Annotated in this window: 8 protein-coding genes; 5 read left to right on the forward strand and 3 right to left on the reverse strand. The window is 71.2% G+C overall.

Going from position 1 to position 12,297, the window contains the following annotated elements; all coding sequences use genetic code 11:
• The first annotated feature begins 79 nt into the window (after positions 1-79).
• Together FHX52_RS14355 and lysS are read left to right on the forward strand one after the other, a co-directional pair.
• Positions 80-1,390, forward strand: a complete 1,311-nt coding sequence (locus tag FHX52_RS14355; protein WP_141823031.1) for an adenylosuccinate synthase — start codon at positions 80-82, stop codon at positions 1,388-1,390.
• A 54-nt stretch (positions 1,391-1,444) separates the two neighbouring features.
• Positions 1,445-3,238: a lysine--tRNA ligase gene (gene lysS / locus FHX52_RS14360; RefSeq protein WP_141823032.1), complete on the forward strand. Its 1,794-nt coding sequence runs from the start codon at positions 1,445-1,447 to the stop codon at positions 3,236-3,238.
• A gap of 231 nt (positions 3,239-3,469) precedes the next feature.
• On the opposite strand, the gene FHX52_RS14365 is transcribed toward lysS, so the two are convergent.
• Positions 3,470-5,044: a M4 family metallopeptidase gene (locus FHX52_RS14365; RefSeq protein ID WP_185747292.1), complete on the reverse strand. Its 1,575-nt coding sequence runs from the start codon at positions 5,042-5,044 to the stop codon at positions 3,470-3,472.
• Between the two features lie 712 nt (positions 5,045-5,756).
• Positions 5,757-8,195 (reverse strand): HelD family protein, encoded by a 2,439-nt coding sequence (locus tag FHX52_RS14370; protein ID WP_141823033.1) that lies wholly within the window; start codon positions 8,193-8,195, stop codon positions 5,757-5,759.
• A gap of 18 nt (positions 8,196-8,213) precedes the next feature.
• Between FHX52_RS14370 and FHX52_RS14375 the strand changes: the two genes are divergently transcribed.
• Genes FHX52_RS14375 through FHX52_RS14385 form a run of 3 tightly spaced genes read left to right on the forward strand, consistent with a single transcriptional unit; the run spans position 8,214 to position 11,030 of the window.
• A complete protein-coding gene (locus FHX52_RS14375; protein WP_141823034.1) occupies positions 8,214-8,843 on the forward strand; it encodes a GNAT family N-acetyltransferase in 630 nt (209 codons plus the stop codon).
• A 10-nt stretch (positions 8,844-8,853) separates the two neighbouring features.
• On the forward strand, positions 8,854-10,140 hold the full coding sequence (gene purD, locus FHX52_RS14380; protein WP_141823035.1) for a phosphoribosylamine--glycine ligase: 1,287 nt from the start codon (positions 8,854-8,856) through the stop codon (positions 10,138-10,140).
• On the forward strand, positions 10,137-11,030 hold the full coding sequence (locus FHX52_RS14385) for a phosphoribosylaminoimidazolesuccinocarboxamide synthase (protein ID WP_141823036.1): 894 nt from the start codon (positions 10,137-10,139) through the stop codon (positions 11,028-11,030). Before purD ends, FHX52_RS14385 begins: the two co-directional genes overlap by 4 nt.
• Before the next feature lie 26 nt (positions 11,031-11,056).
• Here the strand turns inward: FHX52_RS14385 and FHX52_RS14390 are convergent, their stop codons facing one another.
• Positions 11,057-12,169, reverse strand: a complete 1,113-nt coding sequence (locus tag FHX52_RS14390) for an acyltransferase family protein (RefSeq protein ID WP_185747293.1) — start codon at positions 12,167-12,169, stop codon at positions 11,057-11,059.
• Positions 12,170-12,297 lie beyond the last annotated feature (128 nt).

Below are 12,297 nucleotides of genomic sequence, written 5' to 3' on the forward strand. Positions count from 1 at the left end.
GGGCGGGACGGCGTCCGGGGCACCGGCCTCGAACCGATAACCTTGCGGTTGGCCGCAACCGCAACCGGAAGGCAGACCGATGCCGGCAATCGTGCTCGTCGGAGCGCAGTGGGGTGACGAGGGCAAGGGCAAGGCGACCGACCTGCTCGGCAGCAGTGTCGACTACGTCGTCAAGTTCAACGGCGGCAACAACGCCGGCCACACCGTCGTCATCGAGAAGGACGGCAAGCGGGAGAAGTACGCGCTGCACCTGCTGCCCTCCGGCATCCTCAGCCCCAACTGCGTGCCGGTCATCGGCAACGGTGTCGTCATCGACCTGTCGGTGCTCTTCGAGGAGCTCGACGGGCTCGAGGCACGCGGTGTCGACACGGGCAAGCTGCTCGTCAGCGCCAACGCCCACATCATCCCGAGCTACAACCGCACCATCGACAAGGTGACGGAGCGCTTCCTCGGCAAGCGCCGCATCGGCACGACGGGCCGCGGCATCGGCCCGACCTACGCCGACAAGATGAACCGCATCGGCATCCGCATCCAGGACCTCTACGACGAGCCGATCCTGCGCCAGAAGGTCGAGGCTGCGCTCTCGTTCAAGAACCAGGTGCTCGCCAAGATCTACAACACCCGGGCCGCCGCGGTCGACGAGGTCGTGGGCGAGCTGCTGTCGTATGCCGACCGGCTGGCTCCCATGGTCGCCGACACCAGCCTCGTGCTGGGCCAGGCGCTCGACCGGGGCGAGACGGTGCTCTTCGAGGCCGGGCAGGCGACCCTCCTCGATGTCGACCACGGCACCTACCCCTACGTGACGTCGAGCAACGCCGTGTCTGCCGGCGCCTGCACCGGATCCGGCGTGCCCCCGACCCGCATCGACTCGGTCATCGCGATCCTCAAGGCCTACACGACCCGCGTCGGCGAGGGCCCCTTCCCGACCGAGCTGCACGACGACTTCGGCGAGTTCCTGCGCAAGACCGGCGCCGAGTACGGCACGACGACGGGCCGCCCGCGCCGCTGCGGCTGGATGGACACCGTCGTCGGCCGATACGCGACGCGCATCAACGGCGTCACCGACTTCGTCATCACCAAGCTCGACGTGCTCACCGGGCTGGACACGGTGCCCATCTGCGTCGCCTACGACGTGGGTGGGGTCCGCCATGACGAGATGCCGGTCAACCAGACCGACTTCCACCACGCGACCCCGATCTACGAGGAGCTGCCCGGCTGGTGGGAGGACATCACCGCCTGCCGGAGCTTCGAGGAGCTGCCCGCCAACGCGCAGGCCTACGTGCTGCGCGTCGAGGAGCTCATCGGTGCCCGCGTGTCGGCGATCGGCGTCGGTCCGGGCCGTGACGAGATCATCGAGCGCCACCCGCTCAAGCCCGCGGTGGCCGGCTGACCTCGCTCAGCGGCATACCTGATCATCGAAAGTGCTTGGAGCAGAAGGACACTCATGACTGACAACGTCGTCGAGCAGAAGGTCGAGCTCGACTGGGTCACCCGTCTGGCCGACGAGGTGGTCGCCGAGGCGCAGCACCGCGGGGTCGACGCACCGATCGTGTGCGCGTCGGGCATCAGCCCCTCGGGGCCGATCCACCTCGGCAACTTCCGCGAGCTCATCACGCCCCACCTCGTCGCCGACGAGATCAAGCGTCGCGGCATCGACTGCGATCACATCCTCAGCTGGGACGACTTCGACCGCTTCCGCCGTGTGCCGAAGAACCTTGCGGGCGTTGACGATTCGTGGGAGCAGTACATCGGTATGCCGCTCACCTCGGTGCCGCCGCCCGCCGGGTCCCCGCACGCGAGCTGGGCCGACCACTTCAAGGCGCCCCTCCTCGAGGCCATGGAGGCCACCGGAATCGAGGTGCGCCAGATCAGCCAGACCGAGCAGTACCGCGCCGGTGTCTACCGCGACCAGGTGCTGCTCGCGATGCGCGAGCGCTTCGCCATCGACAAGGTGCTCGACCAGTACCGCACCCTCGAGGCCGCGGAGAACGCGCGGCAGAAGGCGACGGGCAAGGGCAAGGGCGCCGGTGCAGGCGGCAAGGGGCCGAAGCTCACCGAGGAGCAGGCCGCTGCGGCGACCGAGGCCGAGCGTGGGTCGGGTGCCGCGAGCGAGGACGACGGCAGCGAGGGCAAGGCCGGCTACTACCCGTTCAAGCCCTTCTGCACCGCGTGCGGCACCGACTTCACGACCGTCACCGCCTACGACGACGACAGCCACGAGCTGACCTACGACTGCACCCGGTGCGGTCACAGCGAGACCGTCGACCTCGACACCTTCACGAACGGCAAGCTCGTCTGGAAGGTCGACTGGCCGATGCGCTGGGCGCACGAGCACGTGATGTTCGAGCCCTCGGGCGTCGACCACCAGAGCCCGGGGTCGAGCTTCGTCGTCGGCAAGGACCTCGCGCCGATCTTCGGCTGGGAGCGCCCGGTCGGCCCGATGTATGCCTTCGTCGGCATCGCCGGCATGGCGAAGATGAGCTCGAGCAAGGGCGGGGTTCCGATCCCGACCGACGCGCTCGAGGTCATGGAGGCTCCGGTGCTGCGCTGGCTCTATGCCCGACGCCGGCCCAACCAGAGCTTCGACGTCGCGTTCGGCCCTGAGCTCCAGCGCCTCTACGACGAGTGGGATGCCTTGAACCGCAAGGTCGCCGACGGGTCGGCGCAGCCGGGCGACCTCGCGGCGCATCTGCGTGCGACATCGACGGCCTCTGGCCTGCTGCCCGCGACGCCCCGCCCGATGCCCTTCAGGACGATCGCCTCGGTCATCGACGTGACGCAGGGTGACGAGGAGCAGGCCGTCCGCATCCTCAGCGAGCTCGAGCCCGACAACCCGGTCGGCTCGACCGACGACCTGCGCCCGCGCCTCGACTGTGCAGAGCGGTGGATGCTCGGCTACGTCCCGGCGCAGGACCGCACGATCGTTCGCACCAAGCCCGACGCCGAGCTGCTCGGCTCGCTCGACGAGCAGCAGCGCGAGTCGCTCCGGCTGCTCGCCGACGGTCTCGACGAGCACTGGTCGCTCGACGGCCTGACCCACCTCGTCTACGGCGTGCCCAAGATCCAGCGCGGCATCGACCCGGAGGCCAAGGTCAAGGACCCCGAGCTCTCTGCCGCGCAGCGCACGTTCTTCGTGCTCGTCTACCGGCTGCTCGTCAGCCGTGACACGGGCCCGCGCCTGCCGACGCTCCTGCTCGCCGTCGGCGCCGACCGCGTCCGCACCCTCATCGGCCACTAGCGCCCCAGAAGTCGAAAGCGCACTCGGGGAATCGAGAGAGCGATCCGTCGGCACCACCCCGATCGAGAGAGCACTCGGGGAATCGAGAGAGCGATCCGTCGGCCGACGGATCGCTCACTCGATTGGCGACGGGGGAGCGAGCGCTCCGTCGATCGGGTGGGTGCGGCATACGGGAGGGGCCGCCCGACCCACGAACGGTCGAGCGGCCCCTCCTTCATGCGTGGCGACGCGTCAGTTGACGTTGACGGCCGACCAGGCGGCAGCGGTCGCGTTGTACTCCGCGCTACCGGCGCCGTAGAGGTCCTTCGCCGCCGAGAGCATGCCGGCGCGGGCGCCGGCGTAGGTCGTCGACGAGGTCCAGTAGGTCGTGAGGGCGCGGTACCAGATGGCGGCCGCCTTGGTATTGGTGATGCCGACGACCGTGGACCCGTTGCAGGTCGGGCTGTCGTAGCTCACGTTGTTGATGGTCTTCTTGCCGCTGCCCTCGGACAGCAGGTAGAAGAGGTGGTTGCCGACGCCCGAGGAGTAGTGCACGTCGAGGTTGCCGACGCTCTTGCTCCAGCAGTTCGCCGACGCGCCGTCCTTGCTGGGCTGGTCCATGTAGCGCAGCGGCTTGACGGTCGACTTGAGCGCGAAGGTCTCACCGATGAGGTAGTCCGGGGTGTCTCCGGTCTTGGCCGTGAACTCGACCATCGTGCCCATGACGTCAGAGGTCGACTCGTTGAGGCCACCGGACTCACGGCGGTAGGCGAGGTTGGCCGTCGCGGCCGTCACGCCGTGCGTCATCTCGTGACCGGCCACGTCGAGCGAGACGAGCGGGCCGTAGCTGACGCCGTCACCGTCGCCGTAGCGCATGCAGAAGCACGTGTCGCTCCACGAGGCGTTGACCCAGTTGCTGCCGACGTGGACGAGGCTGCGAGCCCCCTTGCCGTCGTTCTTGATGCCGTTGCGGCCGAACGTGTTCTTGTAGAAGTCCCACGTCGCGCCCACGCCGAAGTCGGCGTCGACAGCTGCGGTCTGCCGGTTGCTGTTCGAGCCGTTGCCCCAGGCGTTGTCGGCGTCGGTGAAGAGCGTGCCGGTCGTCGAGGACGTCGAGCCGTTGTTGCCGTCCTCGGTGCGGGCGCCGCCGCGCGTGGCGTCGACCAGCTGGTAGCTGCCGCCCGAGAGCGTGGTCTGCAGGCTGACGGTGCCGAGGTACAGGCTGCTGCCCGAGCCGACGTCGTTGATCTCGGTCGCCCACTGGTCGACGACGGCGCCAGTGCGAGCGTCGACGAAGACGACCTTGCCGGCGGGCTCCTGGTGGGCGCCCACGCCGTCGACCTGGGTCTTCCAGACGAGGCGGGCCGTGCCGTAGGCGTAGACGGCGAGGGTGGGCTTCGACGTCCGCACCGTGAAGTCGGCCGTGCCGGCGGCGGTCTGCGCCGCGGTTGCGGCGGCAACGGTCGGGGTGGTCGAGGCGACCCGGACGGAGGTCGAGGCTGCATTGACGCCCTTCCAGCCGCCATCCTTGTCGGTGTGGACGACGAGGTCGCCGCCGATGACCGGCAGACCCTTGAAGGTCCGGTCGAAGCGGACGTGGGTGGTGCCGTCGGGGTCGGTCGCGACGCTTCGGCTCGAGAGGGCCTGGTCCCGGTCGAGGCCGAAGGCCGCTCCGTGGGTGGTGGCCGCGGCGACCGCCCGGTCGATGCCGCTGCTCCCCGCAGCGGCCGGGGGTGCTGCCTGCGCACCGCTCGTGGCGATGGTGGCGAGAGCGGTGGCGGCGATCGCGGCGGTGGCGACCGTCGTGATGAGGCGCTTCTTCGTCAAGGTGTGAACTCCTGGCTACCGGTCGGTCCCCCGAGACGATCGGTCTGATCGTGTCGACACCGTCGTGCGTGGCGGTGGGTCGGCGCCAGAGGCTCGGGCCAAGGTTTACCAGTGCTTGAAGAAGAAATGAATGAAGCACGGCTCGGCTCTCAGGTTGCTCACAGGATGCGGGTGGCTTTCGGTCCAATCCGCCCCAAAGCGACCCGCCATGAGGGCCGACGAAGTGCTCTCTCGATTGGGAGAGGGGCGACGGAGTGCTCTCTCGATTGCCCGGTGTGCGCTGTCGATGGGATGGCCCGACGGAGTGCTCTTCGAGTGGGGTGAGCCGACGGAGTGCTCTCTCGATTGCCCTGGCGTGCGCTGTCAAGGGGATGGCCCGACGGAGTGCTCTCTCGATTGGGGGGAGGTGGCCACTCGACTCACGAACGGCCGAGTGGGCACCTCCACCGGACTCTCCGGGCGCACGACGGCGCCGGGCAGAGTGCGGGCGAGGGGCGAGACCCTGGGGGGGTGGGTCTCGTCCCTCGCCCGAGCGCGTCCTCATTGGGGGGCGGGACGGCGCCGGACGTCGACTGGGTCTCGGGGGGTAGACCGGCGGGGAGGGTGAATTCGCACTGCCGTCGACGTCTTGACCATCATCGCCTGTGCAGTGGGGCGCCGCTGACCAAGTCGGCATTCCTTGAACAAGTCTTTACCTTGCCCGACCGAACTCTTACTCCGCGGGCGAGAGCACCGTCATGCGGTGGGCGGCGCGAGTCAGCGCGACGTAGAGCACGCGCACCCCACCTGGCGACTCGCGCACGATCTCGCGAGGGTCGACGACGACGGTCGCGTCGTACTCGAGCCCCTTCGTCGACATCGGGTCGACGACCTGGACGCGTCCCTCGAACCCGTCGTGGGCCAGCTCCGAGAGCGGGGCGAGCCGGGCGGCATACGCCGACGGGGTGATGACCGCGATCGACCCGTCGACCTGGCCGAGCAGCTCCACGACAGCCGCCCGCACCGACGCCGCGGCGTCCCCGCCCAGCGGCGCCTCGAGCGGGTGGATGCCGGTCTCGCGCACCGCCTGCGGGATGTCGGCGTCGGGCACCTCGCGGCGCACGACCTCGGCGGCGTAGTCGAAGATCTCGCGCGCGTTGCGATAGTTCGTGTCCATGTGGAAGAGCTGGCGCGCCTGACGGCCGTAGGCCTCCTCACGCGCAGCCGTCGCCTCGGTGGGGTCGGGCCAGGACGCCTGCGCGGCGTCACCGACGACGGTCCACGACGCGGTCCGTCCGCGCAGGCCGATCATCCGCCACTGCATGGGGGAGAGGTCCTGCGCCTCGTCGACGAGCACGTGGGCGTAGTCGTCGGGCTTGCCGATGCGCCCGGCCAGCAGGCGCTCACGCGGGTCGGACGAGCGGGTGTGCGACGTGTCCTCACGCTCCGGCCGGTTGACCGGCTGGACCTCCGTGACGCCGTACTGGGTGAGGTCGTCGAACTCCTCGATCTCGTAGAAGCCGCGCTCCTCCGGCTCCTTCTCCTTGACCGGGCCGACACGCCCGGCGAGGTCGTCGACGAGCGCCACGTCGGCCACCGACCACGTGCCGGTCTCGAGCGCGGTCGTGAAGGAGGCGGCGAGCAGCTCGGCGTCGGCGGGCGAGAGCGAGCCGCGCGCGTGACGCCGGACGAGCTCGGGGTCGGCCAGCCACAGCAGCACCTCGCGCGGGTCCACCTGCGGCCACCACTGCTCCATGAAGGACTCGATGTCGAGGTGGTCCTCCCACTTGTCCATGAACTCGGCCTTGGCGTCGCGCTCACCCGTCACCCCGAGGCTCGCCCACGCGGCCTCGCCGAGAGCGGCCTGGGCGACCGTGGTCGCGGCGTTGCGCTGGTGCTGGCGCAGCACCTGCGAACGCACCCGGTCGAGGGCCCGGGCCTCGAGGCGCACCGCGCGTCCCGCGACCATGACCCGCAGCTCCGTCGGGGCGTCGGGGACGCGACCGCGCGCAGCCGCGGAGAGCAGCGGACGGATCCGCATGGAGCCCTTGAGGCGCGCGACCTCCGGCGGGTCGAGCCGCTCGGCGTGCATGGCGTCGATGACGTCACCGAGCGCCCGGAGGGTGACGCTGTCCTCGCCGAGCGAGGGCAGCACCCGCTCGATGTACGCCGTGTAGGCGCCGGAGGGGCCCACGACGAGGATGCCGCCCGACTCGAAGCGTCGTCGCTCCGAGTAGAGCAGGTATGCCGCCCGGTGCAGTGCGACGACCGTCTTGCCGGTGCCCGGGCCTCCGGTGATCTCGGTGACCCCGCGCGCGCTGGCGCGGATCGCCTCGTCCTGGTGGGCCTGGATCGTCGCGACGATGTCGCGCATGCGCTCGCCGCGACTGCGGGTCAGGGCGGCCATCAGGGCGCCGTCACCGACGACGACGAGGTCGTCGGGCGGCTCCGGCACCATGAGGTCGTCCTCGATGCCGATGACGGTGGCTCCGCGGCTGCGCAGCACCCGGCGGCGCAGGACCCCCATGGGCTGGGCCGGCGTCGCGCGGTAGAAGGCGGAGGCCGCGGGAGCGCGCCAGTCGATGACGAGCGGCTCGTAGTCGTCGTCACGCACCCCGAGGCGGCCGATGTAGCGCACCTCGCGGTCGTCGGGGCGGGCGTCGCCCTCGCGGCTGCTGTCAGAGCTGCCGTCAGCGGCACCGCCACTGCCGCCGTGTCCGTTGGCGCGGGCCGCCGCCTCGCGCAGCAGGGCGTGGTCGAGGTCGAGGCGGCCGAAGACGAGGCCTTCGTACTGGGTGTCGAGAGCGGTGCGCCGCTTTGCGGCGTGGAACATCAGGGCATCGCGCTCGAAGAGGCCCGCGGCCTCCTCCATGCCGACCTCCGCGGACTTGGCGATGTGGCCCCGCGCAAGGCCTTCGGCCTGCACGACGTCGGCCCGGTGGCCGGCCTTCTCGAGCTCCTCGTGGACACGGTCGACGTGCGCCTGCTCGACGGCGATCTCGCTCGCGACGTCGTCGGTCACGTGCACGCCGCCGCCCCGGCGCGGCGGCGTGCCGGAAGAGGTCACGGTGCGAGGTTCACCGGTGGTGGTCGACCGGTGCGATGCTGCGTTGGAGGTGCTCACTGACGTCCCAGCGTTCGGCGGGCGCCGCACGGGCGGCGCGGGAACCATCAAGTCTACTGTCATCGCATGCCCGTCCCTGCCTGTATCCCTCCCACCGGCGAGCCCCTCGTCGGCCGCTTCGTCCGGCTCGATCCGATGCAGCCCGCAGATGCTGCCGGGCTCTTCGCCGTCTACTCGGACCAGCGCTGCTACGAACAGGGATTCGCGATGATGCGGCCGCACACGTCGCTCTCCGAGACAGAGGCTCTCGTCGCGGACGGCATCGCTGCGCGCCGAGCCGGCCGGACGGCATACACCGTGCGTCTCGTCGGGGACGGCGCCCTCGGTGCGGCGGGCACCGTCGTCGGGTCGAGCTCGCTCGGTGACGTCGACACGGTGCGCGAGCACGTGCACCTCGGGTGGACGATGTACGGCTCGCGCTGGTGGGGCACCGAGGTCAACCCGGAGTGCAAGCTGCTCCTGCTCGAGCACGCCTTCGAGACGTGCGGCTTCGGCCGCGTCAAGATCCAGACCGACGTCATCAACGCCCGGTCGCGCGCGGCCATCCTCAAGCTCGGAGCCGTCTTCGAGGGCGTCACGCGGCGCGACGTGCGGCGGCCCGACGGCACGTGGCGCGACTCCGCGGTGCACTCGATCCTCGTCGACGAGTGGCCCACGGTCCGGGCAGGCCTGCTGGCGCGCCTCGCCTCACCCTAGGCTGGGCGCCGTGAAGGTCCTCGTGCTCGGCTCAGGCGCCCGCGAACACGCACTCGTCAAGGCCGTTGCGGCCGATCCGGAGGTCGACGCGGTGATCGCGGCGCCCGGCAACCCCGGCATCGACGCGACGGCGCTGTGCGTCCCGGTCGACATCCTCGACGGCCAGGCGGTCGCTGCCCTGGCCCGCGAGCACGAGGTCGACCTCGTCGTCGTGGGCCCCGAGGCGCCGCTCGTCGCAGGCGTCGCCGACGTATGCCGTGCAGCCGGGTTCGCCGTCTTCGGGCCCTCCGCCGAGGCCGCGCGTCTCGAGGGGAGCAAGTCCTTCGCCAAGGAGGTCATGGCCGCCGCCGACGTGCCGACCGCCCTGGCCCACGTGTGCACGACGATGGACGAGGTCGAGGCCGCGCTCGACGCGCTCGGCGCCCCGCACGTCGTCAAGGACGACGGGCTCGCCGCCGGCAAGGGCGTCGTCGTCACCGACTCGCGAGAGGAGGCGGTCGAGCACGCTCGGGCCTGCCTCGCCAAGCCCGACGGGCGCCTCGTCGTCGAGGAGTTCCTCGACGGGCCTGAGGTGTCGGTCTTCTGCATCAGCGACGGCACGTCCGTCGTGGCGCTCTCGCCGGCCCAGGACTTCAAGCGCGTCGGTGACGACGACGCCGGCCTCAACACCGGTGGGATGGGGGCCTACTCGCCGCTCGACTGGGCGCCCGAGGGGCTGGCCGACGACGTCGTGCGCCGGGTCGCGCAGCCGACGATCGACGAGATGCGCCGCCGCGGAACGCCTTTCGTCGGCGTGCTCTACGTCGGGCTGGCCCTCACCTCACGCGGGCTGCGGGTCATCGAGTTCAACGCGCGCTTCGGCGACCCTGACGGCCAGGCGTCGCTCGCCCGGCTCGAGACGCCCTTCGCCCAGCTGCTGCACGCCGCGGCGACCGGTGGGCTCGCCCAGTTCGGGCGGCTGCGCTGGGCAGACGACCGGGCCGTCGTCGTGGTCGTCGCGGCGCAGGGCTACCCCTCGTCGCCGCGCACCGGCGACCCCATCACCGGGCTCGACGCCGCGGCCGAGGTGCCCGGGGTGACCGTGCTCCATGCGGGCACGCGGCTCGACGACACGGGGGCGCTCGTGTCGGCCGGCGGCCGCGTCCTCGACGTCGTCGCGGTGGCGCCGACGCTCGCGAAGGCCAGGCGGGCGGCATACGACGCGGTGGCGGTCATCGAGCTCGCGGGCTCGCACCACCGCACCGACATCGCCCTGCGCGCCGAGCGCGGCGACATCACGATCGGAGGGGCGTCATGAACGCGCTCGACCTGCCCGGCTACCAGCACGTCTACTCCGGCAAGGTGCGCGACCTCTACGCGCCGGTCGGTTCGGACGGTCAGGTCGTGCCCGACCGGCTCCTCCTCGTCGCCTCCAACCGCCTGTCGGCCTACGACTGGATGATGTCGCCCGAGATCCCCGACAAGGGTGAGGTGCTGACGCGTCTGTCGCTCTGGTGGTTCGACCAGCTCGCCGACCTCGTGCCCAACCACGTCGTCTCGACCGAGGTGCCCGCCGCGGTGGCCGGCCGGGCGGTGCTCGTGCGCAAGCTCGAGATGCTCAAGGTCGAGGCCATCGCCCGGGCCTACCTCACGGGCGGCGGGCTCGAGGAGTACCGCGAGACCGGGGCCGTCTGCGGTGTCGTGCTGCCGCAGGGGCTCGAGGACGGGTCGAAGCTGCCCGAGCCCGTCTTCACCCCCACGACCAAGGCGCCGGTGGGCGAGCACGACCTGCCGATGTCGCCGGCCGAGGTCGAGGCCGAGCTCGGTGCGGAGGTGGCGGCCGAGGTGTCGCGGCTGACGCGAGCGATCCTCGCCCGTGGCAACGAGATCGCCGCCGAGCGCGGCATCCTCATCGCCGACACGAAGGTGGAGTTCGGGGTCGCGCCGGACGGCTCCGGCGGGCTCGTGCTCGCCGACGAGGTGCTGACCCCCGACTCGTCGCGCTTCTGGCCAACCGCAGCCTGGCAGCCCGGACGCACCCAGCCGTCCTATGACAAGCAGTTCGTCCGCGACTGGCTGACGTCGCCCGAGTCAGGCTGGGACCGCCGGAGCGGCGAGGCGCCGCCCGAGCTGCCCTCCTCCGTCGTCGAGCAGACGCGGGCGAAGTACGTCGAGGCCTACGAGCTGCTGACCGGCGAGCGCTTCTGACCCTTTGCCGACCCGCGGCGGGGGAGTCAGACGATGCGACGCACCCCGGGCAGCTTCGTCAGGAGCCACCCGAGGCCGAACGAGCCGGCGAGGCCGAGCGTGACCACAGCGAGGTAGGAGACCTCCGGGATGGCGCCGACCTCTCGAGAGCCGAGGACGAGGCCGACGAGAACGCCCTGGTGCACGAGGAAGGCGGCGAAGGCGGAGCGGCTCAGCCGGCGACCCAGCGGCCCCTGACGGTCGAAACGTCGCTGGAAGAGGTCGACGACCCAGAGCGGTGCCGTTGCGATGATGAGGCCCTCGGCCGCGGCCAGCAGCGCGGCCTGCCAGGTGCCCCCGCCGAGGTAGAGCTCCATCGCGTAGCCCAGCGGGCCGCTCACGGCGATCGTGACGACGCTCAGCAGGAGCCCCGCCCATGCCACGTGCCGTATGCGGCCGGCCAGGTCGCGCTCGAGCGGCAACCAACCGCGCTCGGCAGCCAGCACGCCGAGCGCGAAGCCGGCCAACCAACCGGGGGACTGGCCGAGAGCGAGGCGCCACCGCTCCTCGCCCAGGGGCACCCACAGGCGCACGATCCAGGAGGCGACGGCGACGAGCGCGGCCAGGGCGAGGAGGTGCTGCAGGCGCAGGGGGGCAGAGGCGCGCCGCGGCCACCGTGTGCGGACCACGGCGTACCCGGCCGAGAGGACGAAGAGGACGCCGAGGAACCACGTCGGCCCCGCGGCCGGCGGCCACAGCACGTGGGGGACGAAGGCCCAGAACCCCTGGGTCCAGCCGGCGTTGCTGGGGTCGACGAACTCGATCCACGGGCTCAGCAGCACGATGAAGGCGAGCATGGGCACGAGGAGGCGCAGGGCCCGGTCCGCGATGAAGCGCTGCGGCCCCTTGCGCTCGAACGACCGCGGGGTGAAGTAGCCGGCGAGGAGGAAGAAGAGCGGCAGGCCGAAGAGGGAGACCACTGCCGCGACGAGGGTCAGCAGCGTCAGGAGGGGCTCGCGGACCGGCGGTTCCTCGAAGACCCAGTTGCCGACGCCCGTCCAGGCCATGGTCACGTGCGCCGCGATGACACCGGCGACGAGCACGACCTTGAGGTTGTCGGCCCAGGCGGTCCGGGGGGCCCGCGTGGGTGTGGCGCTCACCGTCCCGGCTTCGGGTGGCGTCCTTCGGATATCAGTCATGTCGCACCCCCTCTCAGGAACGCGCACCTCACGGCAGCCGGCAAGGGGAGAAGGTCCCGCCGTGGGTGGTGCCACCTCCGCGATGCGGG

It is taken from the genome of Humibacillus xanthopallidus (genome assembly GCF_006717145.1).
Taxonomy (GTDB): domain Bacteria; phylum Actinomycetota; class Actinomycetes; order Actinomycetales; family Dermatophilaceae; genus Humibacillus; species Humibacillus xanthopallidus.

Coding starts and splice junctions, on each gene's coding strand:
- FHX52_RS14355 (WP_141823031.1), top strand. CDS start 80: ATGCCGGCAATCGTGCTCGTCGGAGCGCAGTGGGGTGACGAGGGCAAG.
- FHX52_RS14370 (WP_141823033.1), bottom strand. CDS start 8,195: ATGGTTCCCGCGCCGCCCGTGCGGCGCCCGCCGAACGCTGGGACGTCA.
- FHX52_RS14385 (WP_141823036.1), top strand. CDS start 10,137: ATGAACGCGCTCGACCTGCCCGGCTACCAGCACGTCTACTCCGGCAAG.
- FHX52_RS14375 (WP_141823034.1), top strand. CDS start 8,214: ATGCCCGTCCCTGCCTGTATCCCTCCCACCGGCGAGCCCCTCGTCGGC.
- lysS (WP_141823032.1), top strand. CDS start 1,445: ATGACTGACAACGTCGTCGAGCAGAAGGTCGAGCTCGACTGGGTCACC.